Origin of the sequence: Cupriavidus cauae (assembly GCF_026210475.1) — a bacterium.
In the GTDB taxonomy this organism is placed as follows: Bacteria; Pseudomonadota; Gammaproteobacteria; order Burkholderiales; family Burkholderiaceae; genus Cupriavidus; species Cupriavidus cauae.
The window spans coordinates 1,952,112-1,977,247 of sequence record NZ_CP080293.1 but is presented as its reverse complement, the minus strand read 5'-3'; the positions used below and the strand labels follow the sequence as shown (position 1 = coordinate 1,977,247).

Sequence of the window (25,136 nt, the reverse complement as noted above, 5' to 3'; positions counted from 1 at the left end):
TTCCGATTGTAACGAATGCTCAACCCCTCTACCGGACCCGCGATCGGGTCCAACGCCGGGTCCAACGCCGGGTCCAACGCCGGGTCCGCCACAGGACCCAGCGTCGCACCCAACCCCGCGCCCGCGCTTCCGAACGCAGCGCCCGGCGACGCCTCCCCGCCCCGCGTGGTACTGGACTCCAACGTCTGGATCGACCTGCTGGTATTCCGCGATCCGCATGCCGAGCCGATCCGCACGGCCCTGCGGGACGGCGCCATCGCGCCGCTGATCCGCGCCGATTGCCGCGAGGAATTGCGCCGCGTGCTGGCGTACCCGCAGTTCGCGCGCTTCGAGGTCGATATCGACGAGGCGCTGGCGACCGTGGACCGGCTGACCACCGCGGTCGCACCGCCCTGCCCGACGCAGGCCGAAGCGATCCGGCTGCCGCGCTGCCGCGACGGCGACGACCAGAAGTTCATCGAGCTGGCGCACTTCGCCGGCGCCGAATGCCTGGTGTCGAAGGACAAGGCGGTGCTCAAGCTGGCGGGCCGGCTGCGCCGCAGCAGCGGCGTCGCGGTATTGACGCCGCAGGCCTTCGCGCCCTGGCTTGCCGCGCGGCCGGCACGCTAGAATCGCCTCCGATTGCCAGCCTGCCACCCCGCCTCCCCGCCATCCGATTGACGTTCGACCATTTGACGATTTGACGATTGACGCCATGTCCGCCGACGCCCCGCTGAGCCCTCCCCCATCCCGCCTGCCCAACGTGGGCACCACCATCTTCACCGTGATGTCGGCGCTCGCCGCCGAGAAGAATGCGGTCAATCTGGGCCAGGGTTTTCCGGACTTCGATTGCGATCCGAAGATCGTCGACGCGGTCACGCGCGCGATGCGGGGCGGCCTGAACCAGTATCCGCCGATGGCCGGCGTGCCGAGCCTGCGCCAGGCCATCGCGACCAAGATCGGCAGGCTCTACGGCCGCGCCTACGATGCCGACAGCGAGATCACGGTGACCGCGGGCGCGACGCAGGCGCTGCTGACCGCGATCCTGTGCGCGGTGCATCCGGGCGACGAAGTGATCGTGCTGGAGCCGTGCTACGACAGCTATCTGCCGGCGATCGAACTGGCCGGCGGCAAGCCGGTGCCGGTGATGCTGGACGCGCCGCACTTCCGCATTCCGTTCGACCGCCTCGCGGCCGCGATCACGCCGCGCACGCGGATGATCCTGATCAACACGCCGCACAACCCGACAGGCACGATCTGGCGCGAGGACGATATGCGCCAATTGGCCGCGCTGCTGGCGGGCACGGACATCCTGCTGCTGTCGGACGAGGTCTACGAGCACATGGTCTACGACGGCCAGTCGCATCAGTCGGTGGCGCGCCATCCGGAACTGGCGCGGCGCAGCTTCGTCGTGTCGAGCTTCGGCAAGACCTATCACGTGACCGGCTGGAAGGTCGGCTATGTCGCCGCGCCGGCCGCGCTGATGGCGGAATTCCGCAAGGTCCACCAGTTCAATGTGTTCACCGTCAACACGCCGGTGCAGCACGGCCTGGCCGACTACATGGCCGACCCCGGGCCCTATGTCGAATTGCCGGCCTTCTACCAGGCCAAGCGCGATTACTTCCGTGCGGGACTGGCCGATACGCGCTTCAAGCTGCTGCCGTCGGACGGCACCTATTTCCAGTGCGTCGACTATTCGGCGATCTCGGACATGAGCGAAGCGGATTTCGCGATGTGGCTGACGCGCGAGATCGGCGTCGCGGCGATTCCGGTATCGGCGTTCTATTCGCAGCCGCGCGAATCCGGCGTGGTGCGCTTCTGCTTCGCCAAGCGGGAGGAGACGCTGGCGCTGGCCTTGGAGCGGCTGCGCAAGCTGTGAGGCAGGGCGGGCGGTCTGCGCCATGCGACCGCCCGTTGCCCTCTCCCCGGCCCTCTCCCGCAAGCGGGAGAGGGAGTACACCGAGGGTTATGAACACCGGCGCGCTACGAAGGACCGGCAACGAATGCCCGGCCCGGCGGAGTTCTCCCTCTCTCCTCAGGGGGAGAGGGTTGGGGAGAGGGGGGCTCCAAACCGCGATCGCCCTCTTACGGCTTGTTCCGGCTCAGCATCAGCTCGGTGTTGGTCTTGCGGTCCGCGTTGACCTTCTGCACCGTCGGCCGCTCGCTCATGCGCTTCAGATAGTCCTTGACCGGCAGGTCGGCCAGCATGTCGTTGCCGTAAATGATCTTGGTGCAAGCCGACACCAGCGGCAGGTGCACCACCGCGGCACAGTCGGCCAGCGTGAAGGTGTCGCCGGCCATATATGGTGAAAACTTCGCCAGCCTGGCGAAGGCGGGAATGTAGCGGGTCAGCAGCTTGTGCTGGCGCTCCTTGACCCCATCGCTGACCTTGCCGCCGAAAAACGCCTCGGGATAAAGCTCCCGCGCGGTCAGTTCCAGATACAGTTCCATGTAGGTGACCAGTTCGCGCACCTTGCCGGCGGCGAGCGGATCGGCCGGCAGCAGCGGGGTCTGCGGATAGGCGGCCTCCAGGTATTCGGCGATCACCTCCGATTCGCACAGCGTGCCGCCGTCCGCGACGATGTACGGCACCTTGCCCAGCGGCGAGGCGTTCAGGTCGGTCTCGCCGATCCAGGCCAGCACCTCCTCGAACGGCACATTCTTTTCCAGCAGCGCCAGCTTGACCTTGTTGTAGTAGTTGCTGGCGGCAAAGCCGCAGAGCTTCAGCATGGGTATGACTCCTTTGTTGTGCTGCGTTCTCCCGGACGGGATCGGTGGCCGCGCCCCCGGCTTTTTTGGCCGATCAGCGCACGCGCCGGCGCGGCAGTGTTCACGCAACGAGTGCAAAAACCGCACGAGCGTGCTAATTTAACCACAACTTTTTGGAAGCACGATGAGCACTTTGACTATCGACACCCTCGGCATCGTGGGCACCGGCGCGATGGGCCGGGGCATTGCCCAGATCGCGGCGCAGGCCGGCCTGACCGTCCGCCTGTTCGACACCAATCCCCAGGCCGTCGTGGCCGCCCGCCAGTATCTGCAGGACACGCTGGCCAAGCTCGCCGACAAGGGCAAGATCAGCAGCGACGATGCCGCCGCCACGCTGTCGCGCGTGCAGCCGTGCGGCGCGCTCGAGGAAATGGCCGATTGCGACATGGTGCTCGAGGCCATCGTCGAGCGGCTCGAGGTCAAGCGCGAGCTGGTCGCCAAGCTCGAGGCCATCGTGCGTGCGGACGCGGTGATCGCGTCGAACACCTCGTCGCTGTCGATCACCGCGATCGCGGTCGGCGCGAAGCACCCGGGCCGCGTCGTCGGCTATCACTTCTTCAACCCGGTGCCGCTGATGAAGGTGGTCGAGGTGATCGACGGCCTGTCCGGCGATCCGGCGGTCGGCGATGCGCTGATGGCGCTGTCGCGCCGGATGGGCCATACGCCGGTGCGCTGCAAGGACATGCCGGGCTTCATCGTCAACCATGCCGGCCGCGGCATGAACATCGAAGGGCTGAAGGCCGCGCAGGAAGGCGTCGCCGAGTTCGCCGACATCGACGCGATCATGCGCGAGCAGGCGGGCTTCCGCATGGGCCCGTTCGAGCTGATGGACCTGACCGGGCTCGACGTCTCGCACCCGGTGATGGAGTCGATCTACAACCAGTTCTACCAGGAGCCGCGCTACCGCCCGTCGCCGATCACGGCGATCCGCCAGGTCGGCGGGCTGCTGGGCCGCAAGACCGGCGCCGGTTTCTACCGCTATGTCGATGGCCAGAAGCAGCTGCCCGCCGCCGCGCCGGCGCCCAGCGCGCGCCCGGCCAGCGTCTGGGTCAGCCGCGACAGCGAGCGCGGCCATGCGATGGTGGTCAAGCTGCTGACCGCGATGGGCGTCACGCCCGAGGGCGGCAACGCACCGTCGGCCGATGCGCTGATCGTCGTCACGCCGCTCGGGTTGGATGCCACCACCTGCGCGCTGCAGCAGGGCCTGGACGCCAGCCGCGTGGTCGCCATCGACACGCTGCTACCGTTCGAGGCCACCAGGCGCCGCACGCTGATGACGACGCCCGCCACCAGCGCGGCCATGCGCGATTGCGCCCACGGCCTGTTCGCCAGCGACGGCGTGCCGGTCACGGTGATCCGCGATTCGGCCGGCTTCGTCGCCCAGCGCATCGTCTCGTGCATCGTCAATATCGCCTCCGATATCGCGCAGCAGCGCATCGCGACGCCGTCGGACATCGACCTCGCCGTCAACCTGGGCCTGGGCTATCCGAAGGGCCCGCTGGCGCTGGGCGATGCGATCGGCCCGCAACTAGTGCTCGAGGTGCTGCGCAATATGGAGCGGCTGACCGGCGACATGCGCTATCGCCCGAGCCCGTGGCTGTGGCGCCGTGCCAGCCTGGGCCTGTCGCTGCTGACCGAGGAAGCCTGACGCTCCCCGGCCCCTTCCCTTCCATCACACCACCGAGCCGCCATGCCTACCCAACTGCTGTCCGAACGCGTCGATGCGACGCTGGTGCTGACCATCTCCAATCCGGAAATGCGCAATGCGCTCGGCCCGGAGATCTACCTCGCGACCAGGGAAGCGCTGCAGGCGGCCGAGCAGGACAGCGGCATCCGCTCGGTGGTGCTGACCGGCGCCGACGGCATGTTCTGCGCCGGCGGCAACCTGAACCGGCTGCTCGGCAATCGCGCGCAGCCGCCGCAGGTGCAGGCCGACAGCATCACGATGCTGCATGCCTGGATCGAAAGCCTGCATGCCTTTCCGAAGCCGATCATCGCGGCCGTCGAGGGCGCGGCCGCGGGCGCGGGCTTCTCGCTGGTGCTGGCCTGCGACTTCGTGGTGGCGGCCAGCAATGCCAAGTTCGTGATGGCCTACGTCAAGGTCGGCCTGACCCCCGACGGCGGCGGCTCGTATGAGCTGGCACGCGCGCTGCCGCGCCAGCTGGCCTCCGAGCTGCTGATCGAAGGCAAGACCGTCGACGCGCAGCGGCTTGCGCAGTTCGGCCTGGTCAACCGCGTGACGGAGCCGGGCGAGGCGCTGAACGAAGCGCTGCGCCTGGGCCAGTCGCTGGCCGCGCAGTCCTCGCACGCGATGGGCCGCATCAAGGGGCTGATCAACCAGGCCGGCACGCTGTCGCTGAACGCGCATCTGGCGCAGGAGCGCGAGAACTTCGTCGCCGCGCTGCATCACCCCGACGGCGGCGAAGGCATCAGCGCCTTCCTGGAGAAGCGCAAGCCGACCTATCGTTGAAGCCCACGGCCCAGCGCGGCCGACCGCGGTCCCACCCGCACCGATCCCGATAAAAAAGATACCGGAGACAGCATGAGCAGCAATCTTTCCCAGTTCGAGGGCACGCGCCCGGTCGCCGAGCAGCAGCGCTTCGATACCGCCGCGCTCGAAGCCTGGCTGCGCGACCATGTCGAGGATTTCGCCGGGCCGCTGACGGTCGAGCAGTTCAAGGGCGGCCAGTCCAACCCCACCTTCAAGCTGATCACGCCGGGCCGCACCTACGTGATGCGCGCCAAGCCGGGACCGAAGTCGAAGCTGCTGCCGTCGGCGCACGCGATCGAGCGCGAGTACCGCGTGATGGCCGCGCTGGCGAACACCGACGTGCCGGTCGCGCGCATGTACGCGCTGTGCGAGGACGAGGCCGTGATCGGGCGCGCCTTCTACATCATGGAGTACGTCAACGGCCGCGTGCTGTGGGACCAGTCGCTGCCGGGCATGAGCCCAAGCGAACGCGCCGCGATCTACGACGAGATGAACCGCGTCATCGCCGCGATGCATACCGTCGACTACCAGGCCATCGGGCTGGGCGACTACGGCAAGCCGGGCAATTACTTCGCGCGCCAGATCGAGCGCTGGACCAAGCAGTACAAGCTGTCCGAGACCGAGAAGATCGACGCGATGGACGCGCTGATGGACTGGCTGCCGCACCATATCCCGGAAGAAGACCAGGACCTGACCAGCATCGTCCATGGCGACTACCGGCTCGACAACCTGATGTTCCACCCCACCGAGCCGCGCGTGCTGGCGGTGCTGGACTGGGAGCTGTCGACGCTCGGCCATCCGATGGCCGACTTCGGCTACCACTGCATGAGCTGGCATATCGCGCCGGGCCAGTTCCGCGGCATCGCCGGGCTCGACTACGCCGCGCTCGGCATTCCCGACGAGGCGACCTACCGCCGCATGTACGAGCAGCGCACCGGACGCCAGATCACCGGCGACTGGAACTTCTACCTGGCCTTCAGCATGTTCCGCATCGCCGGCATCCTGCAGGGCATCGCCAAGCGCGTGGTCGACGGCACGGCATCGTCGGCGCAAGCGGTCGACGCCGGCCGGCGGGCCCGCCCGATGGCCGAGATGGGCTGGCAGTACGCGCAGAAGGCGAAGCAGCGGATCGCGTGAGCGCGGTACGTACGACCCAGGCTGGGCCCGACAAGGGCTGGCGCGGCGACGAGCCGCGCCAGCCCTTTTTCTTTGTGCGCCATCGGCTCGAAGCATCCGCCACATTGTCCGATGACATATGACCAGAGCCCGCGCCACCACCTTCCCTGAATCGGGCAAAAAATCCGGTCTTAACCGCTAGACGGCCGGGCATTCCGGCTCTTATGATGGCGACCATTGTTGTATGACGACTGACAAATAACTCGTTCCGGAGACATCATGCACGCACGCCGCCGCTTCCTCAGACTGGCCTCCACCGCCGCCCTCGCCGCTGCCGCCGCCCCGCTGGCGGCCCCCGCCCTTGCCGCCGATACCTGGCCGAACCGCCCGATCCGGCTGGTGGTGCCCTATCCCGCTGGCGGCTCGTCGGACATCATCGCGCGGCTGATCAGCAAGCAGCTGGGCGAGGCGCTGGGCCAGCCCGTCGTGGTCGACAACCGTCCGGGCGCCAACGGCAATGTCGGCGCCGCCTTCGTGGCGCAGTCCGGCGGCGACAACCACACGCTGCTGTTGTGCGATGTCGGCGCGCTGGCGATCAGCCCGTCGGTCTACACCAAGCTGACCTTCGATCCGGCCAAGGACCTGAAGGGCGTCGGCATGCTGGCCTATTCGCCGCACATGCTGGTGGTCAACCCGTCGGTGCAGGCCAATACGCTGAAGGACCTGGTCGAGATGTCCAAGCGCGGCGAGCTGAATTTCGCCGTCACCGCGATCGGCAGCGCCCCGCATCTGGCCGGCGTGGCTGTGCAGCAAGCCACCGGCGCCAAATGGCAATACGTGCCGTACAAGGGCGGCGCGCAGGCGATTGCCGATACCGTCGGCGGCACCGCGCAGGTGCTGATGAACGGCATGCTGGCGACGCTGCCGCATGTGCAGAGCGGCAAGCTGAAGGCGATCGCGGTGTCCAAGCGCACCCGCATGCCGCTGGTGGGCAATCTGCCGACCATCGCCGAACAGGGCGTCGCCAATTTCGAATCGGGCACCTGGCAGGGCGTGATGGCGCCGGCCAGGATGCCGGACGCCGCGGTGACGCGCCTGAACGCCGAGCTGGTGCGCATCATCCGTTCGCCGGAGGTGCGCGCGCAGTTGGCCGGCCAGGGCGCCGAGGTGGTGACGATGACGCCCGCCGAGACCAACCGCTTCTTCGCGGCCGAGAAGACGCGCTGGGCCGCGGTGGTCAAGCAGGCGGGCATCAAGCTGGACTGACGGCGGCCAGCCGGGAGGCTTTCGGCACTCCCCTCCCGGCCCGGATGAGCCCGGGCGTGGCCCAGGCGGCAAGCGTATACTGGCCGTTGCTATCGATTTTGACCGGTTCACGCTGTCCGCTACCTTGTCCGCCGCTGTGTCCGCCCCCTCCCCTCACTCTCACGACGATCCCCGCCCGCTGCCGCCCAACCGGCCCGACGACGACGCCTGTTGCGGGAGCGGCTGCAGCCCCTGCATCTTCGATTTCTATTACGAAGAAATGGAGCGCTACCGGCAGGAACTGCGCGCCTGGCTGGCGCGGCATCCCGAGGAGGCGCCCTCGCCGTGACGGCCATGACCACCGCGGCGACGCCGGGCGCTGCCGCGCCGATCGCGGTCGACGGTCCGCCGCATGGCGACGACGACGCGCTGATCGGCCTCGTACGCCGGCACCCGCGCCTGCTGGTGCTGACCGGCGCCGGCATCAGCACCGATTCGGGCATCCCCGGCTATCGCGATGCCGATGGCAACTGGCGTGCGAGCACGCCGATCCAGCATCGCGAATTTCTCGAATCGCACGCGCGCCGCCAGCGCTATTGGGCGCGCAGCATGGTGGGCTGGCCGCTCATGTCGCGCGCCTTGCCCAACGACGCCCACCGCGCGCTGGCCCGCCTGCAACAGGCCGGGCACGTGGAGGCGCTGGTCACGCAGAACGTCGACGGCCTGCACCAGGCGGCGGGCAGCACCGGCGTGATCGAGCTGCATGGCAGCCTGAGTTCGGTCGTCTGCCTGTCCTGCGGCGAACGTCACGCCCGCGCCGACATCCAGCACGAACTCGAAGCGGCCAACCCGGCCATCGCCGGCCTGTCGGCCGTGCCGTCGGCCGATGGCGACGCGCATCTCGAGCCCGACGACCTGCACGGCTTCACCGTGCCGCATTGCCGCCGCTGCGCCGGCATCATCAAACCCGACGTGGTGTTCTTCGGCGATTCGGTGCCGCGCGATCGCGTGGCCGCGGTCCACGAGGCATTGCAGCGCGCCGACGCGCTGCTGGTCGTGGGCTCCTCGCTGATGGTCTTTTCCGGATACCGCTTCTGCGTCGCCGCTGCGCAGGCCGGCAAGCCGGTCGTCGCGATCAATCTCGGCCGCACCCGCGCCGATCCCCTGCTGACCATGAAGATCGCCGCGCCCTGCGGCGCCACGCTGACGCGCCTGGACGCCGCGCTGCGCAACATCGCCGCCTGACTTCGCAGCAATTTCGATACGAATAAGTCGCAAATCAGAAACGGCCGTAAACCACCGACAGTTGAGACACCAATTCGGTAGCAGCATGTGACCCGTCGTTGGTTGTGGCGTCGGCGTGGACTGGGGATGTCCGTCGCGATCGTCGACCACCGCCACGCGCGAAGGGTCCGGTGCACGGTATGTACATGCCGCCCGGACGTGAACCTCCCCTGTCACAGGCGAATACCATGAAAGTCTCCTATCTGAATTCGATGTCGACCGGACACAGCCATGCGGCCAAGGACTTGTTCGCGGCGCCAATCAGTGTCCCCGGGCTGACGGCCGACGAGTTGCCGCAGCTCCTCGATGGTGCCGAGCGGTTGTTCCTCTCGGACCCACGCATGGAGCCACGCGTCAAGTTGGAGATCGCGGGCGAAGCCGTCCCCCTCGAGGACATCGCAAGACACAGCCATGACAGGCAAGGGGCTGCCATCCTGGAGGGTATCGCGGCGAGGCTGCCCCGCACGTTTGCCGGCCAGGCGCCGACTTCCGCCATCGAGGAATCGGCCTACTATGCGGTGGCAGCGTTGATCGCCAGCCCAGCCTTTTGGAATACGGCCGAAACCACGCTTCGGTCGACGCTGAACCACGACACCACTTACGGCGAAATCCGCTTGGCGAGCCCTGCCCAGTTGGGCATGAACGTCGAGATGTCGAAGGACGGCAAATCGATGGAATGCCATTTGAGCGCGGCCTGGCATGAATACCAGTCCGGTGGCCAGTGGCATTGCATGCGCGAGCACGGCGCGGTGCTCACCGCCAATGTCAAGGTCGTGATACCGCTGAAGCGCAGGGCCGGAAATCAGTGGCTGGAGGGCAGCTTTGTTTCGCTGCATGTCAACAGCCCGCTGCCCGAGATCCGCGACAAGCTGATGAAGCATGGCACCCGCGGGTTCGTCACCGCGCTGCTCGATGCGCTGGCCAGTATTCCGCTATTGGGGCGGCTGTTTCGCGGCGTGCAGATCAAGGTGCGGGTCGGAGGCGTGGACTTTCATCGTCACCGCCTCGCGAAGGTCCCCAAGAGCCTGGGCAATTGGTCATGGGCAGGCAGCCAGCATGTCGCGCACGCACCGGATCCCGAAGCAAGCGGCCAGCATATCGTCATCAAGAAGCTCGCGCATCGGCCCAACTGGATCCATCGCATACATGGCCCGGCTGCCGGCGATGCCCCCTCTTCCTTGAGGACACTGCTGGAGCAGCGCGACCCTGCGCTTCGGCAGAGGGTCGCCATCGGCGACTGGAACCAGCAAGGGCCCATCGAGCATCAGGAGCACCGTCAGCCGGACGCCCCGATCGCTCCCCCTGACCTTCCGCTACCGCCGCCGGACTTCGTCCCGCAACCGCCGCTCGGCCCATCCCCGGAGGTCCAGGCGGAACTGGAAGCACTGCGACAAACCGTGGCAAGGGAACGTCGATTGCGGGAGGAGATCGAGGGCGAGCACAACACGGTGCTGGCAGAGCGGAACACGCTTCTCGCGAGCGTTGCGAACCTCGAGCAAAGGTTGACCGCCGCGGAGGGCGAGCGAAACCACCTGCGGCCCCGGCTCGAGCAGGTGACAAGCCAGTACGAGGAAACCCAGGACAAGGTACGGGAACTGCAAGCGAAGGTCGCCAAATACGAGGCGGGCCTCGCCGCTGAAAACCTCGCAAAAATACCGATGGATCTCGTCTACCAGCAGCGAAAGGGAACGGATGAGCGGAAGCCGAACGGCGCGCCGACCCCGGGGAAAAGGGGCCGCGCGATGACGTTTTCGGGGCCGGAGAAGGGCTCTTCGCCTACGGTCCCCAACAACGCCGCAGCCGGCACCGGGTCGCCGACCGGGGCAGACGACAAGCCATAAGACCGGCTCGCAGCACGTCACCGATGCGGTGCGGACGCTCTGCGCCGCATTTGCATCGCCTGTCCAGGTCGCCCGGCCGACGCCGCATCGGATCGAAATCTTTCGGCATCCCGCAGATCATTCGCCCCGGATCGCGGATCGGCCAGCGGCGTATTCCATACCGATCGCTGCTACCCGATATGCCATTCTCCAAACCCTTCATCGATCCCTGTGCCATGCTGCACGCCGTCACGCATGCGCCGATGCCCATCCCGACGGCTCCGTCCGAGCACATTGCGCGTGCCAACTTCGGCATGGCCTTTGCCCAGACCGCATGGCGACTGTTCGAAGATGAGCGGTGCCGCATCGAATTCGCGGGCGCGAGCCATGTCAATTCCGATCATCTCGTCGAACAAGCCAGGCTGAACAATCGCATCCGCGACAGGCGCGCGCGCGAGGCGGAGCCCTACAGCAGAACCCAGGCCGGCCACGAACTGATTGCCGCGATAGCGGGCCAATTGAAGGCGCAGGCGGCGCCCGGACAGAACATCGACAATCTGGCGCACGCCTATACCGCCGCGGCAACCCTTTGCACCGACGAGTTCTGGAAGGCCGAGGCGGTGGCGCTGCAAGCGATTTCCGTGCGCAACGGAATCGATCTGCCGCTGCTGCCCTCGGTGGTCAGCGCACGCATCACGCCGCTGGAAGACGGCACCGGCTGGCGCATCAACAAGCTGATGAAATGGCATTCCTACACCGGCCCGGACGACAACACCTATTACATGTCGAATCTGCGCCCCGTGCTGACGATCGATCATCAGATCGAGATCCATTGCGATGCCAACGACCCGCCATTGCGCAGCTTGTTGAATTGGCTCCAGGGACGAGAGCCCGAGCGATACAAGCTGGGCGAACGCTCCGACGCCATTCACGTGGCATGCCTGGCGCCGGCGCTGGACCAGGCCCTGACGACGATGCAGCCAGGGAGCGGCAATCTGTTGATACGCCTGTTGTCCCGGCTGCTCGACTACCTCTCCGACCTCTTTCACGACATGCTGGACGAATGCCGCCGCCGCGAGGGAGTGGCCTACCGCATCATCGCGGCCGGCGAGGCGGAGTCCTTCCGATGCGAGCGCCCCTGCGGAATCGGACAATATCGCAGCGATGACGCCGCCGAGGATCAGTCGCTGACGCCGATCCAGCTGCATCGGCAACGTGAAGCACGGGACAGGAGTCTCAAACCGATCGAATACAGACGTGCCAATGAACGCCACTATGTCGCCCGCAGGACGGACGGTCAGATGAACGGCTCCGGCTGCTATGTCTTCGAAGCGCTCGACGCCGAGCACCATGTCATGCGGCAATCGACCACCGACGGCGACCTGCGGCCTTGCATGCAATCGGTTCTATACGACTCGCGCGGCATGGAGCCGCCCAAACCGGTGCATGGCGAACCGCCGTCCGACGAAGCGTCGGACCTCAGCGACGATGACGACGGCGAAGAGCGCGCCGGCGGCGAGTCGTCCGCACGCGACATCGCCGAACAGGAATCCGCGCCGGTCGCCGACATCGCAGAGGATCCGGCCCCCATCCCGGACTCGGGCACCGCGGCGGCCGCACGCCGGCGGTTTTCGCTATTCGGTGGCAGCTGGGTCATGGTTTCGCGGATGGCCGACTGAGCGCGGGAAGCGCCGGCGGCACCGCCGCTACCGACGGTGCCGCCGACGCAACGGATCAGGAAGTTGCCGGCGCGCCCTTCTCCAACCCCGTCATCACCGCCATCAGCTGCTCCCGCAGCCACCGGTTCGCGCCATCATTCTCCCCGCCCGCATGCCAATACAAGTGCAGCTCCAATGACGGCACCTTGAACGGCAGCGTCAGCAGGCGATTGCCATAGGCCTCGTTGGCGATGCGCGCATAGCGCAGCGGCAGCGTCGCCAGCAGGTCGGTGCAGCTGACGATGCGGCAGGCCGCCGCGTAGTGCTGGCAGCGCAGCCGTACCCGCCGCGTCATGCCCATCCGATGCAGCGCCTGGTCCTCCAGCCCAGCGCCGCGCCGCCGCGACGACACGTGCACGTGCTCGGCGGCCAGATAGCGCTCCAGCGTCAATTCCTTCTTCACCAGCGGATGGTCGCGCCGGGCCAGCACCACCATCGGATCGGCCATGAACTGCGCGTGGTGGATCGCCGGCGAGACCGGCAGCAGGATGTCGATCGCGGCATCGAGCGTCCCGGCCAGCAGCTCCGACTCCATCTCGCGGCGATCGAAGCGCACCGCGGCGATGTCGACGTGCGGCGCCACCGCGGCGACGCGCGACATCAGCGGCGGCAGCAGCGTCGACTCCAGCGCGTCGCGCATGCCGATGGTGAAGCGCCGCACCGTCGCCGCCGGATCGAAATGCGGCGTGTCCTGCAGCGTGCGGGCGAACGACTGCAGCGCGGTGCGCACTTCCCCGGCCAGCGAGCGCGCCAGCGGGGTCGGCGCCATGCCCTGCCCGCGCCGCTCGAACAGCGGGTCGTCGAACAGCGTGCGCAATCGGCCGAGCGCATGGCTGACCGCCGGCTGCGTCAGGTTCAGCTGCCGGGCGGCCGCCGTGATGCTGCCTTCGGTGTAGATGGCGTCAAACACGACGAACAGGTTCAGGTCGATGCGGGAGAGCTGCATGGCGGCGATTGTGGCATGGAATGCAGCAGATTGATACCGTCGAATCCAGAAAATTCATTTTTCATATTCCAGCGAATCGGATAGAGTGGGCCCCAGTCGGCGTATATCGCGCCCGCCCGCCGCCTGCCGGTCCGCTGCCCTGCGGTGGTCCGGCATCAGCGGCGGGGCCAAATCGCAGGGGTTGTGAGGAGACATCATGGATTTCGAATACTCGCCCAAGGTCAAGGAAATGCGCGCCAGGCTGCTGGCCTTCTTCGACCAGCACATCTATCCGAACGAGAAGCGCTTCCACGCCGAGATCCAGGCCAACCGCAAGGCCGGCAACGCCTGGGTGCCGAGCAAGCTGATCGAGGAGCTGAAGCCGCTGGCGCGCGAGGCCGGCCTGTGGAACCTGTTCCTGCCGCGCTCGCCGCGCGCGCCGGAAGGGCTGTCCAATCTGGAATACGCGCCGATGTGCGAGATCATGGGCCGCGTGCCCTGGTCGCCGGAGGTGTTCAACTGCGCGGCGCCCGACACCGGCAACATGGAAACGCTGGAGCGCTATGCCTCCGAGGAACTGAAGGACAAGTGGCTGGAGCCGCTGCTGCGCGGCGAGATTCGCTCGGCCTTCCTGATGACCGAGCCCGACGTGGCGTCCTCCGACGCGACCAATATCCGCTGCCGCATCGAGCGCGATGGCGACCACTACGTGATCAACGGCACCAAGTGGTGGTCGTCGGGCGCCGGCGACCCGCGCTGCAAGGTCTATATCGTGATGGGCAAGACCAATCCCGATGCGGGCCGCCACGAGCAGCAGTCGATGATCGTGGTGCCGGCCGATACGCCGGGGATCACCGTCAAGCGCCATCTGCCGGTGTTCGGCTATGACGACGCGCCGCACGGCCACATGGAGATCGAACTGAAGAACGTGCGCGTGCCGGCGGACAACATCCTGCTCGGCGAAGGCCGCGGCTTCGAGATCGCGCAGGGCCGCCTCGGCCCGGGCCGCATCCACCACTGCATGCGCAGCATCGGCGTGGCCGAGCGCGCGCTCGAACTGATGTGCAAGCGCAGCCTGGACCGCGTCGCGTTCGGCAAGCAGATCGCCCGCCATGGCGTCACGCAGGAACGCATCGCGGAGGCCCGCTGCGAGATCGAGATGGCGCGCCTGCTGACGCTGAAGGCCGCGTACATGATGGACACGGTCGGCAACAAGGTGGCCAAGGCGGAGATCGCGATGATCAAGGTGGTGGCGCCGAACGTCGCGCTGAAAGTCATCGACTGGGCGATCCAGGTGCATGGCGCCGCCGGCGTGTCGGAAGACTTCCCGCTGGCCTCGTGGTGGGCGCACCAGCGCACGCTGCGCCTGGCCGACGGTCCGGACGAGGTGCACCGCAACGCGATCGCCAAGCTGGAACTGGCCAAGCACATGAGCCTGAATCCGGACGAGATCCAGATGCCGGTCACGCGCGGCGGCTGAGGCCGTCGCCCCGATAAATAACATCGGCGGCCATCCGGCCGCACGACTCCAGGGCAGCTGCGCCGGCAGCGAGCCATCCACGCGCAGCCTGTCTGCGCGTTTTTTTCTTCTGTGATTAAATGCGTCGGTCCATTCAACCGGCGCTCCGCTCCGCTGGCGAGTCGGCGGCGCCCTCTCCCGTCCAGGAGCTTCCTCGATGATCGATGTCTACAGCTGGGCCACGCCCAATGGCCACAAGGTTCATATCATGCTGGAAGAGTGCGGCCTGCCCTACCAGGTGCACCCCATCAATATCGGCGCCGGCGACCAGTTCGGCGAGGAATTCCTGAAAATCAGCCCGAATAACAAGATTCCCGCCATCGTCGACAGCGAAGGGCCGGACGGCAAACCGATCTCGCTGTTCGAATCGGGCGCGATCCTGGTGTATCTGGCCGGCAAGACCGGCAAGTTTCTGCCCGAGGACGTGCGCGGCAAATACGAAACGCTGCAATGGCTGATGTTCCAGATGGGCGGCGTCGGTCCGATGCTGGGCCAGGCGCACCATTTCCGGATCTATGCGCCGGAGAAAATCGAATATGCGGTCAACCGCTATACCAATGAAGCGCGCCGCCTCTATGGCGTGATCGACAAGCAGTTGTCCGGTCGTCCCTGGCTGGCCGGCGACGAATATACGATCGCCGATATCGCAACCTTCCCGTGGCTGCGCAGCTGGCAGAACCAGGGCGTCGAACTCGACGACTATCCCCATCTGAAGCGCTGGTTCAATACGATCGCCGAGCGCCCCGCGGTCAAGCGCGGCGTCGAGGTACTGGCGCGCGAACGCAAGCCGCTGCATACCGAGAAGGAACGCGAGATCCTGTTCGGCGCCACGCAATACGCCCGCCGTTGAGCGGCGCGGCGCCGCGGGCAGGACTCGCGGCGCCTTTTCCGCCGCGGCGCCCGACGACGCCCCCGCAGTCCCTCGCCGGCCATCCCGCGGCCGGCTCCCGCCTCACTCCTCTCTTCGCCTGCGCCGCCACGCTGCGGCAACGGTCTCTCGCCGTTCCGGCCGCCTCAGCGCCCCATCTGCGGCTTCCGATTTCGTCAGATTAACGGGCAACAACAAACCTATCGTTTTCGGAACCGAGGATTCAGGTGAATACCTGTATGACATTCGCTCGCGTCCATGCGAAAACAGTGCACCCCGGTCCTCGTTCCGCTACCGCCCATCCGATTTTCGACAGTAAATGCAACCTATAGGGTGAGTTCACACACTTTATGTTGGCTGACACCGATTGTGCGACGGACTCTAGGATGTCGAGTCGACCGGGCCAATCCCTTAACTTCCTTCGAGTTCACATCTTGTCAAAACCATGGTCGGCGATCCTCTCAAGCAATTTGGCCAACGCCTGACGGCCCTGCGCAAGCAAAGGGGCTGGTCCCAGGAAAAGCTCGCCCTCGAAAGCGGAATGGCGCGTTCCTATCTCAGCGGCATCGAACGCGGACTGCGTAATGTAGCGCTGATCAACATCTGCACTCTGGCCGATACCCTCGGCGTCCCTCCCGGCGAAATGTTGAAGTTCGATGGCGAAAACGCGGTGTTGACAGTCGAGGAATTACGCGTTCCATTTGGCGGCGAGGAAACCACCGCGCAACGCAATGCGCGGCGTTATATGGCAAGGCTCGATAATGACGACCAGGACCTGGTCGCCTCGGTGGCACGAGCCCTCGCCCGCAAGCGCAACAACCACACCTAGCACGCGCCGCCGACGGCGCCGCACATCGCGGCTACATCACCGCTACATCACGGCTACATCGCAGCTACATCGCGGCTATCGCGGCTATCGCGGCTACATCGCCAGCATGCCCTGCCGCTCGATGAAGCGGATCACCGCGTCAAGACCCTGCCCCGACTTGACGCTTCCCATCACGAAAGGCCGTTCCCCGCGCATCTTGCGCGCATCGCTTTCCATCACGTCGAGGTTGGCGCCGACATACGGCGCGAGATCGGTCTTGTTGATCACCAGCAGATCCGACTTGGTGATGCCCGGCCCGCCCTTGCGGGGAATCTTCTCGCCGCCGGCGACATCGATCACGTAGATCGTCAGGTCCGACAGCTCCGGGCTGAATGTCGCCGCCAGATTGTCGCCACCGGATTCGATGAACACCACGTCGGCATCGGGAAAACGCGCCAGCATGCGGTCGACCGCCTCGAGATTGATCGACGCGTCCTCGCGGATTGCCGTATGCGGGCAGCCGCCGGTTTCCACCCCCATGATGCGCTCGGCCGGCAGCGCGCCGGAGATCGTCAGCAGGCGCTGGTCTTCCTTCGTGTAGATGTCGTTGGTGATCGCCACCAGGTCGTAGCGCTCGCGCATGGCCTTGCACAGCATCTCGAGCAAGGTGGTCTTGCCGGAGCCGACCGGGCCGCCGACGCCGACGCGCAGCGGAGGGAGTGTCTTGGTACGGGTCATGATGGCTCGTCCGATTCGATTTGTGGCTGCGGATGTATGGCTGCGAATGTGGCTGCGAATGTGGCCGCCAATGTGGCTGCGAATGTACGGCTGCGAATGTGTCGCTGCGGATGTCTGCCCGTGGAACATGGCTGCGCTCAGGAGCGGAACAGCCGCGAATACTGCGTTTCGTGGCGCGCCGACAGCAGGCCCAGCATCGGCGACAGCGTCGACAGAGCGGGCGGTTCGGCATCGGCGCGGCGCGTTGCCTCGGCCACGGCGTCGAGCACGCAGCCATGCATGCCGCGCAGGATCTGCTGGCCCGCCACCTGTCCCAGCGGCACCGCCTTGATCGCCGCGGCGATCTGGTTCTCGGCCCAGTTGAAACAGTAGGCGGCCAGCCCGTCGCCCTCGTCGACCTGCAGCGCGACGCAGGCGGCGGCGAAGGCCGTCGGCAGGCACACCGGCGACATCGCCGCCAGATCATCGCGCAGCGCCGGCTCGCCCCATGCCATCTGTCCGACCAGCCGCGCCAGCGACCATCCCATCTGCTCGGTCTCCAGCCGCAGCTCGGCGCTCTCACGGCTGCCGTGGAACCAGTCGTTCCAGTAGCGCACGCCCTCGCGGTCGCCGGCACGCCAGGCGCGATACAGCAGCAGCCATAGCGGCGCCTCGGCATGCACCTGCACGTGCAGCAGATTGTCGCGAATCCACTGCCCCGCGCTGTCGGCATCCCGCACGATGCCGCAGTCGATCGCCGCCTCCAGCCCCTGCGAATAGCTGAACCCGCCGATCGGCAGCGCCGGCGAGGCCAGATGCAGCAGCGAGAGCAGTTGGGGGAGCTGGGTCATGGCAGCGCGAGCGAGTCAGTGCCGGTGATCGCAGCCGGCATGGTGCGCGTGGCCGCCATGTGAATGATCATGGTCATGCGGGTGATCGTGGCCGTGCTCGTGATCATGGCCATGCGAGTGCAACTGCGAATGCTGGTGCGAGTGCGAGTGCGAGTGCTGGTGCGAGCGCGAGTGCGATTGCGATTGCGATTGCGATTGCGATTGCGATTGCGATTGCGATTGCGATTGCGATTGCGAGCCCCCATGATGCTCGTGAAACACCGCCTGCGCCGCCGCATAGTCCTCGGCGAAGGTCGCGTCGTGGCCGTGCTTGTGGCCGCCGCCGTAGGCGCCGGCCTCCGGTTCGAACGGCAGCTCGGCGCGCTCGGCCTGCACGCCCAGGCGCATCAGCATGTCGGCCAGCACCGGATCGTATTCGAGCCGCAGATAGTCGCGGCCGATCTCGACCGGCGTGTGGCGGTTGCCGAGATGGTAGGCCGCGCGCATCAGCGCGTGCGGATCCTCGGCCCGTACCTGCAGCACCGATTCCGCGGCCGCCTGCACCTCGACGAACGTGCCGTCGGCGCTCACCAGCAGATCGCCGCCGCGCAGCACCGTGCCGCGCGGCAGGAAGATCGCGGCTTCCTCGCCGTTGTCGAGCACGGCGCGCAGGCGGCTCTTGCTGCGGTCGCCGAAGGGCAGCACCAGCTTGGGCGCGCGGCGCACCAGCACCGGCGCGATGCCGTGCGGCGCGGGAAGATGCTTGTCGATCTTGTGCATGGTCAGAACAGGAAATAGCGCTGCGCCATCGGCAGCGAGGTGGCCGGCTCGCAGGTCAGCAGTTGCCCGTCGGCGACGACCTGATAAGTCTCCGGATCGACGGTGACGGTCGGCTGCCAGTCGTTGTGGACCATGTCCCGCTTGCTGACCGTGCGCGTGCCGCGCACCGCCGACAGCGTCTTCTGCAGCCCGTAGCGCTCGCCCACGTTGGCCGCCAGCGCGGCCTGCGAGACGAAGGTCAGCGACGAGCGGTGCAGCGCCCCGCCGGCGCTGGCGAACATCGGCCGATAGTGCACCGGCTGCGGCGTCGGGATCGACGCGTTCGGATCGCCCATCGCGGCCGCGGCGATCATGCCGCCCTTCAGGATCAGGCTCGGCTTGACGCCGAAGAACGCCGGCTTCCACAGCACCAGGTCCGCCCACTTGCCGACCGCGATCGAGCCGACCTCGTGCGCGACGCCATGCGTCAACGCCGGATTGATCGTGTACTTGGCGACGTAGCGCTTGACGCGGAAGTTGTCGTGCCCGCCGCGCGCATCGTGCGGATCGCCGGGCAGCTTGCCGCGCTGCACCGCCATCTTGTGCGCGGTCTGCCAGGTGCGCAGGATCACCTCGCCGACGCGCCCCATCGCCTGCGAGTCGCTGGAGATCATCGAGAACGCGCCGAGGTCGTGCAGGATGTCCTCGGCGGCGATCGTCTCGCGGCGGATGCGGCTTTCGGCGAAGGCGATGTCCTCGGCGATCGACGGATCGAGGTGATGGCAGACCATCAGCATGTCCAGATGCTCGTCGATCGTATTGATCGTGTAGGGCCGCGTCGGATTGGTCGACGACGGCAGCACGTTGGCCTCGCCGCAGACCTTGATGATGTCCGGCGCGTGCCCGCCGCCCGCCCCTTCGGTGTGATAGGTATGGATGGTGCGGCCCTTGAACGCGGCGATGGTCGCCTCGACGAAGCCCCCCTCGTTCAGCGTGTCGGTATGGATGGCGACCTGCACGTCGGTCGCGTCGGCCACCGACAGGCAGGTATCGATCGCCGCCGGCGTGGTGCCCCAGTCCTCGTGCAGCTTCAGCCCGATCGCGCCGGCCTCGACCTGCTCGACGATCGGCTGCGGCAGGCTGGCATTGCCCTTGCCCAGCAGGCCGATATTCATCGGATAGGCATCCACCGCCTGCAGCATCCGCTCCATATGCCAGGGGCCGGGGGTCACCGTGGTTGCATAGGTGCCGGTAGCCGGGCCGGTGCCGCCGCCGATCATCGTGGTGACGCCGCTCATCAGCGCCTCCTCGATCTGCTGCGGGCAGATGAAGTGGATATGGCTGTCGATGCCGCCGGCGGTCACGATCATGCCTTCGCCGGCGATCACCTCGCTGCCGGGGCCGATCACGATCGTCACGCCCGGCTGGATGTCCGGATTGCCCGCCTTGCCGATGCCGGCGATGCGCCCATCCTTGATGCCGATATCGGCCTTGACGATGCCCCAATGGTCGACGATCAGCGCATTGGTGATCACCGTGTCGACGCAATCGCGCGCCAGCCGCTGGCTCTGCCCCATGCCGTCGCGGATCACCTTGCCGCCGCCGAACTTGACCTCCTCGCCGTAGATCGTGAAATCCTTCTCGACCTCGATCACCAGCGCGGTGTCGGCCAGCCGCACGCGGTCGCCGGTGGTCGGGCCGAACATCTCTGCATAGGCCTGCCTTCCGATTGTCAACGCCATCACAGCGCTCCCATGATCTTGCCGTTGAAGCCGTAGACGATGCGGTCGCCATCGAGCGCGACCAGCTCGACGGTGCGCGACTGCCCCGGCTCGAAACGCACCGCGGTACCGGCGGCGATATTGAGACGGAAGCCGCGCGCGGCATCGCGATCGAAGTCCAGCGCGGCGTTGGTTTCGTGGAAGTGGAAATGCGAGCCGACCTGGATCGGGCGGTCGCCGGTATTGGCGACCGCCAACCGTATCGTCGCGCGGCCCGCGTTCAGTTCGAGCTCGCCGTCGGCGGGCATCAGTTCACCGGGGATCATGGCGTCTCCTGTCGTGCTGTCGTGCTGTCGTGCTGTCGGATGTCGTCCGTCGGATGTCGTCCGTCGGCTATCGGCTGTCGGCTGTCGGCTGTCGGCTGCCAGATCAGGCCACCATCAACCCGACGCCATACAGCGCGACACCGGCGCCGGCCGCGCGCGCGAGCCACGGCGCATGCCGGCGCAGCACCGTGCCGGCGGCGATGCCGGCCAGATGCAGTGCCATGGTCGCGGCCGCAAAGCCACCGACATAGGCCAGCACCGCCGGCAGCGCGCCGGCGCTGGGCGGCAGCTCGGCGCCGTGCGCGTAGCCATGGAACACCGCAAAGCCGCCGACCAGCGCCATCGCCACGCCTGCCGGCAGCCGCGCGCGCAACGCGACCAGCAGGCCGACCACCAGCAACGAGGCGGCGATCATCGGCTCGACCGCGGGCAAGGCAACGCCGGCGAGGCCGAGCGCGGCCCCGACCAGCATCAGCGCGACGAAGGTCAGCGGCACGCGCAGCACGCCGCCGCCCGCGCCGCCCGCGCCGACCGAGCCGACCGAGCCGAACGAGCCGAGCGAACCGACCGAGCCGACCGAGCCGAACGCGCCCGCCGTGCCGACCGCCAGCGCGCTCCAGACGCCGACCGCCACCATCGCCAGCAGATGGTCGGCGCCAGTCAGTGGATGCAGCAGGCCCGAGGCCAGGCTGGCGCCGACACTGGCGACGTCGTGGCCCGGGTGGGCCAGCGCCGGCGCGCTGCCCAGCACCGTGGCCGAAGCCGCGAGATGCGTCGCGGCGCGCGCCAGGCCGCGCGGCATGGCTTGTTGGAAAGAAAGGGAGCGAATGAAACCGGCCATGTTGTCCTCGGTGAAATACGGAAATTCAGTCGGCGGCTGGGATGTCCGTCATGCGTGCGATGCGCGCCTGCGTGCCTGCGTGCCTGCGCACCTGCGTGCCTGCGTGCCTGCGCGCCTGCGTGCCTGCGTGCCTGCGTGCCTGCGTGCCTGCGCGCCTGCGTGCCTGCTTACCGGCGTGCGATGCGTCCGATGCGTCCGATGCGTCCGATGCGCGCATGCGTTGCGATACGCCGGTAGTGCGTCAGACGATCGGCTGATGCACGGTGACCAGCTTGGTGCCGTCGGGAAAGGTCGCCTCGACCTGGATCTCGGGGATCATCTCGGCCACGCCCTCCATCACGTCCTCGCGCGACAGCACCGTGGTGCCGGCATGCATCAGTTCGGCGACGGTGCGCCCGTCGCGCGCGCCCTCCATGATGGCGGCGGTGATCAGCGCCACCGCCTCCGGATAGTTCAGCTTCAGCCCGCGCGCGCGGCGGCGCTCGGCCAGCAGCGCGGCGGTGAAGATCAGCAGCTTGTCCTTCTCTCTTGGCGTCAGTTCCATCGCCTGTCCTCGGTGTTCGGTTCGTTGTCTTTCGGTTGGCGCGGCACGCAGGCCATCGCGTTCACCGGTACGGCCGCCATGACGTTCGCCATGACGTTCGCCATTACGTTCGCCATCAGCTCCGCCGTTACGCCGGCCATCGCTTCGGCCCTCGCTTCGGCCCTCGCGTCGGCCCTCGCGTCGGCCCTCACGTCGGCCCTCACGTCCGCCATCACGTCGACCACAGCCGCAGCGGCTTCGCCTCGACCCCATGGATCGGCATGCGCAACGCGCTCCACGCCGCCACCATCAGCTCGCGCACCGGTTCGATGCGCGCGCCCAGCACGCGCAGCAGCAGCATCGGCTGCTCGGCGTCGGCGAGGCAGGTCACACCGGCACGCAGATCGGCGCGATACGGCAGGCTCTCGGCAAGCCGCTCGGCCAGGTCCTGCGTCGCGCCCGCGCCGACGGCCCACAGCGTGCCGAGCACCGGCAGGCCGTCCAGCCCCACGCGTGCGTGGCGCAGCGGCGAATCGGCATCGAGGCGGGCGTGCTCGCGCCACAGCGTGCGCGTGCCCTGCCCGATGCGCGTGTCCATCCACGCGGTGCCCCGTCGCCATTGCTCGCCGGACGCCTGCCGGCCGAGCACCAGCGCGTCCCAGCCGATCGCGCTGGCGCCGGGCGCCACCTCGACGGTGGTCGCGAGCCGCGCGCGCGCATCGTCGAACACGATGTTTTCCTGCGGCAGCCAGTCGAGGCGCGCGCCCGTGGCGACCACGATGCGCACGCACTGGCTGGCGTCGCGGCCGAGCGACTTGTACCACTTGGTCGCGCCCGGCGTGGCCAGCACCGCGTGCGCGCCGGATTCGATGCCGATATCGATGTCGAGCACGTCGCCGCCCGCGATGCCGGCCGGGGGATGCAGCACCACCGCGTGGCAGATGCCGCCCTCCGGATACAGCGGCTTCTGCACCATCAGCGGCCCGGCATGCCGCCGCTCGACCAGCGCGCTGCGCTCGCCGCGCACCGCGAAGCGCAGGCGCAGGCTGGCGTGCCACGCGGCCGGCATCGCCAGCGTCGCGGCGGGATCGTCGGCGGGGAAATCGGGATGGCGCATGACTCGGCGAAGGAGCGGGAGAAAGCGAGATAAAGACAGGGAAAAGGAGAGAGGCCGCCTAGACCGCGATCATCTCCCGCACGCCCTCTTCTTCCATCCGGCCGCCCTCGCCGCTCGCCACCACCTCGCCGCGGCTCATCACCACGTAGTGATCGGCCAGATGGCGCGCGAATTCGTAGTACTGCTCGACCAGCAGCACCGTCATGCCGAACTCGTCGACCAGCAGCCGCAGCGCGCGGCCAATGTCCTGGATGATCGACGGCTGGATGCCTTCTGTGGGCTCGTCGAGAATCAGCAGCTTCGGCTCGCTCATCAGCGCGCGGCCGATCGCCAGCTGCTGTTGCTGCCCACCGGACAGGTCGCCGCCGCGACGTTGCCGCATCGTGCGCAGCACCGGAAACAGCTGGTAGATGCGGTCGGGCACACCGTCCGGCTTGCCGCGGCTGGCCGCGCCGATCAGCAGGTTCTCCTCGACGGTCAGCCGCGGAAAGATCTCGCGCCCCTGCGGCACATACGCCAGCCCGGCGGCGACGCGCTCGTAGGGCGGCGCCTTGTCCAGCGCCCGGCCATTCCAGCGGATGCTGCCGCTGCGCGTCTGCACCACGCCCATCAGGCATTTCAGCAGCGTGCTCTTGCCCACGCCGTTGCGGCCGAGCAGCGTGGTCAGCCGGCCTTCGGGCACCTCGAAGCTGACGTCGCGCAGGATATGGCTGCCGCCGTAGTACTGGTTCAATCCGCTGACTTGCAGCATCGGTTTTCCTTTCTGCGTTCCAATCCGGCGCCGAATTCAGCGCGGCAGTTCAGCGCCCCAAATACGATTCGATCACGCGCTCGTCGCGCTTGACCGCGTCCAGCGTGCCCTCGGCCAGCACGCTGCCTTCGGCCAGCACCGTGACCTTGCCGGACTCGCCCGCCAGCGCGGCGACGAATTCCATGTCGTGTTCGACCACCATCATCGAGCAGCTGCCGCGCAGGCCATCGAGCAGCTTCGCCAGCTGCATGGTTTCCTCGTCGGTCATGCCGGCCACCGGCTCGTCGAGCAGCAGCAGCTGCGGCCGCTGCATCAGCAGCATGCCGATCTCGAGCCGCTGCTTCTGCCCGTGCGACAGCAGCCCCGCCGGCCGGTAGGCCTCGTCTTCCAGGCCCGTCAGCGCCAGCGTCTGCTCGATGCGGTTGCGGCCGTCCGCGTCGAGCCGCGCGCGCAGCGACGACCACCAGCGCTTGTCGGCCTTCATCGCCAGCTCCAGGTTCTCCCACACCGCGTGCTGCTCGAACACGGTGGGCTTCTGGAACTTGCGGCCGATGCCGGTCTGGGCGATGGTCGGCTCGTTCAACCGCATCAGGTCGATGCTCTGGCCGAGAAACACGCGGCCGCTGACCGAGGCATTGCGCGGCCCGGTCTTGCCGGTGATCACGTCCATCATCGTGGTCTTGCCCGCGCCATTGGGGCCGATCACGCAGCGCAGCTCGCCGTGGTCGATCGCCAGCGTCAGCTTGTTCAGCGCGCGGAAGCCGTCGAACTGCACGGTGACGTCCTCCAGATAGAGGATCGGGCCGTGCGAGACATCGATGGCGCCGCGCTCGAGCACGCGGCCCAGGCCGGTGGCATCGCCGCTTTCCGCCTGCGCGGCGTCGTGGCGTGGCGTCGGATTTCGGTTCGGGTCCGTTGCGGCGATCATGCTTTTGCTCCGCTGCGGGCGGCCGGCGCCGCGATCGGTGTGGCGGGCGTCGTCGGCGACGCGGATGAAGATGGTGACGCG

At 67.4% G+C, this 25,136-nt stretch carries 26 protein-coding genes; 13 read left to right on the top strand and 13 right to left on the bottom strand.

Going from position 1 to position 25,136, the window contains the following annotated elements; genetic code table 11:
• The first annotated feature begins 15 nt into the window (after window positions 1–15).
• Complete coding sequence (locus KZ686_RS08885) at window positions 16–609, top strand: putative toxin-antitoxin system toxin component, PIN family (RefSeq protein WP_407648477.1); 594 nt, start codon at window positions 16–18, stop codon at window positions 607–609.
• A gap of 85 nt (window positions 610–694) precedes the next feature.
• Window positions 695–1,858, top strand: a complete 1,164-nt coding sequence (locus tag KZ686_RS08880; protein WP_265632259.1) for a pyridoxal phosphate-dependent aminotransferase — start codon at window positions 695–697, stop codon at window positions 1,856–1,858.
• Window positions 1,859–2,064: 206 nt separating this feature from the next.
• Here the strand turns inward: KZ686_RS08880 and KZ686_RS08875 are convergent, their stop codons facing one another.
• Window positions 2,065–2,709, bottom strand: coding sequence for a glutathione S-transferase (locus KZ686_RS08875; RefSeq protein WP_226109132.1), 645 nt, complete (start codon window positions 2,707–2,709; stop codon window positions 2,065–2,067).
• 163 nt (window positions 2,710–2,872) lie between these two features.
• Between KZ686_RS08875 and KZ686_RS08870 the strand changes: the two genes are divergently transcribed.
• The 8 genes from KZ686_RS08870 to KZ686_RS08835 all read left to right on the top strand — a co-directional run bounded on the left by KZ686_RS08870 (window position 2,873) and on the right by KZ686_RS08835 (window position 12,383).
• Window positions 2,873–4,396, top strand: a complete 1,524-nt coding sequence (locus tag KZ686_RS08870; protein WP_265632258.1) for a 3-hydroxyacyl-CoA dehydrogenase — start codon at window positions 2,873–2,875, stop codon at window positions 4,394–4,396.
• A 42-nt stretch (window positions 4,397–4,438) separates the two neighbouring features.
• On the top strand, window positions 4,439–5,218 hold the full coding sequence (locus KZ686_RS08865) for an oxepin-CoA hydrolase, alternative type (protein WP_265632257.1): 780 nt from the start codon (window positions 4,439–4,441) through the stop codon (window positions 5,216–5,218).
• Between the two features lie 72 nt (window positions 5,219–5,290).
• A complete protein-coding gene (locus KZ686_RS08860) occupies window positions 5,291–6,376 on the top strand; it encodes a phosphotransferase (RefSeq protein WP_149319352.1) in 1,086 nt (361 codons plus the stop codon).
• 258 nt (window positions 6,377–6,634) lie between these two features.
• The gene (locus KZ686_RS08855; RefSeq protein WP_255650876.1) at window positions 6,635–7,621 is read left to right on the top strand and encodes a Bug family tripartite tricarboxylate transporter substrate binding protein; all 987 of its coding nucleotides are present in this window, start codon (window positions 6,635–6,637) and stop codon (window positions 7,619–7,621) included.
• 136 nt (window positions 7,622–7,757) lie between these two features.
• Window positions 7,758–7,949, top strand: coding sequence for an oxidoreductase-like domain-containing protein (locus KZ686_RS08850; RefSeq protein ID WP_226109137.1), 192 nt, complete (start codon window positions 7,758–7,760; stop codon window positions 7,947–7,949).
• 5 nt (window positions 7,950–7,954) lie between these two features.
• Entirely contained in the window at window positions 7,955–8,845 is an 891-nt protein-coding gene (locus KZ686_RS08845; RefSeq protein WP_223819864.1) for an NAD-dependent protein deacetylase, read from the top strand.
• 227 nt (window positions 8,846–9,072) lie between these two features.
• Window positions 9,073–10,725, top strand: coding sequence for a coiled-coil domain-containing protein (locus KZ686_RS08840; RefSeq protein WP_265632256.1), 1,653 nt, complete (start codon window positions 9,073–9,075; stop codon window positions 10,723–10,725).
• A 215-nt stretch (window positions 10,726–10,940) separates the two neighbouring features.
• On the top strand, window positions 10,941–12,383 hold the full coding sequence (locus KZ686_RS08835) for a hypothetical protein (protein ID WP_265632255.1): 1,443 nt from the start codon (window positions 10,941–10,943) through the stop codon (window positions 12,381–12,383).
• Window positions 12,384–12,438: 55 nt separating this feature from the next.
• Here KZ686_RS08835 and KZ686_RS08830 read toward each other — a convergent pair whose 3' ends face one another.
• Window positions 12,439–13,368, bottom strand: coding sequence for a LysR family transcriptional regulator (locus tag KZ686_RS08830; protein WP_149319356.1), 930 nt, complete (start codon window positions 13,366–13,368; stop codon window positions 12,439–12,441).
• A gap of 196 nt (window positions 13,369–13,564) precedes the next feature.
• Here KZ686_RS08830 and KZ686_RS08825 point away from each other — a divergent pair, with 196 nt between their 5' ends.
• From KZ686_RS08825 to KZ686_RS08815, 3 genes are all read left to right on the top strand, one after another.
• Complete coding sequence (locus KZ686_RS08825; RefSeq protein ID WP_149319357.1) at window positions 13,565–14,827, top strand: acyl-CoA dehydrogenase family protein; 1,263 nt, start codon at window positions 13,565–13,567, stop codon at window positions 14,825–14,827.
• Window positions 14,828–15,023: 196 nt separating this feature from the next.
• The gene (locus KZ686_RS08820; protein WP_149319358.1) at window positions 15,024–15,716 is read left to right on the top strand and encodes a glutathione binding-like protein; all 693 of its coding nucleotides are present in this window, start codon (window positions 15,024–15,026) and stop codon (window positions 15,714–15,716) included.
• A 463-nt stretch (window positions 15,717–16,179) separates the two neighbouring features.
• A complete protein-coding gene (locus KZ686_RS08815; RefSeq protein ID WP_149319359.1) occupies window positions 16,180–16,563 on the top strand; it encodes a helix-turn-helix domain-containing protein in 384 nt (127 codons plus the stop codon).
• A 93-nt stretch (window positions 16,564–16,656) separates the two neighbouring features.
• Here KZ686_RS08815 and ureG read toward each other — a convergent pair whose 3' ends face one another.
• The 11 genes from ureG to urtD form a co-directional block, all read right to left on the bottom strand.
• The gene (ureG, locus tag KZ686_RS08810; protein ID WP_006578011.1) at window positions 16,657–17,280 is read right to left on the bottom strand and encodes an urease accessory protein UreG; all 624 of its coding nucleotides are present in this window, start codon (window positions 17,278–17,280) and stop codon (window positions 16,657–16,659) included.
• Between the two features lie 137 nt (window positions 17,281–17,417).
• Window positions 17,418–18,110 carry an urease accessory protein UreF gene (locus KZ686_RS08805; protein ID WP_150084783.1) on the bottom strand — a complete coding sequence of 231 codons (693 nt, stop codon included), beginning with the start codon at window positions 18,108–18,110 and terminating at the stop codon, window positions 17,418–17,420.
• A gap of 15 nt (window positions 18,111–18,125) precedes the next feature.
• Complete coding sequence (gene ureE, locus KZ686_RS08800) at window positions 18,126–18,869, bottom strand: urease accessory protein UreE (protein ID WP_265632254.1); 744 nt, start codon at window positions 18,867–18,869, stop codon at window positions 18,126–18,128.
• Between the two features lie 2 nt (window positions 18,870–18,871).
• The gene (gene ureC, locus KZ686_RS08795) at window positions 18,872–20,590 is read right to left on the bottom strand and encodes an urease subunit alpha (RefSeq protein ID WP_265632253.1); all 1,719 of its coding nucleotides are present in this window, start codon (window positions 20,588–20,590) and stop codon (window positions 18,872–18,874) included.
• Window positions 20,590–20,895, bottom strand: coding sequence for an urease subunit beta (locus KZ686_RS08790; RefSeq protein WP_149319363.1), 306 nt, complete (start codon window positions 20,893–20,895; stop codon window positions 20,590–20,592). Before KZ686_RS08790 ends, ureC begins: the two co-directional genes overlap by 1 nt.
• Before the next feature lie 103 nt (window positions 20,896–20,998).
• Complete coding sequence (locus KZ686_RS08785) at window positions 20,999–21,697, bottom strand: HupE/UreJ family protein (protein WP_265632252.1); 699 nt, start codon at window positions 21,695–21,697, stop codon at window positions 20,999–21,001.
• A gap of 280 nt (window positions 21,698–21,977) precedes the next feature.
• Window positions 21,978–22,280 carry an urease subunit gamma gene (locus KZ686_RS08780; RefSeq protein WP_149319365.1) on the bottom strand — a complete coding sequence of 101 codons (303 nt, stop codon included), beginning with the start codon at window positions 22,278–22,280 and terminating at the stop codon, window positions 21,978–21,980.
• Window positions 22,271–22,504, bottom strand: coding sequence for a hypothetical protein (locus KZ686_RS08775; protein ID WP_226109149.1), 234 nt, complete (start codon window positions 22,502–22,504; stop codon window positions 22,271–22,273). The genes KZ686_RS08780 and KZ686_RS08775 overlap by 10 nt, the downstream gene beginning before the upstream one ends.
• Window positions 22,492–23,376 carry an urease accessory protein UreD gene (locus KZ686_RS08770; protein WP_226109150.1) on the bottom strand — a complete coding sequence of 295 codons (885 nt, stop codon included), beginning with the start codon at window positions 23,374–23,376 and terminating at the stop codon, window positions 22,492–22,494. Before KZ686_RS08770 ends, KZ686_RS08775 begins: the two co-directional genes overlap by 13 nt.
• A 58-nt stretch (window positions 23,377–23,434) precedes the next feature.
• Complete coding sequence (gene urtE, locus KZ686_RS08765; protein ID WP_149319367.1) at window positions 23,435–24,127, bottom strand: urea ABC transporter ATP-binding subunit UrtE; 693 nt, start codon at window positions 24,125–24,127, stop codon at window positions 23,435–23,437.
• 49 nt (window positions 24,128–24,176) lie between these two features.
• Entirely contained in the window at window positions 24,177–25,055 is an 879-nt protein-coding gene (urtD, locus tag KZ686_RS08760) for an urea ABC transporter ATP-binding protein UrtD (RefSeq protein WP_265632251.1), read from the bottom strand.
• Window positions 25,056–25,136: the final 81 nt, after the last annotated feature.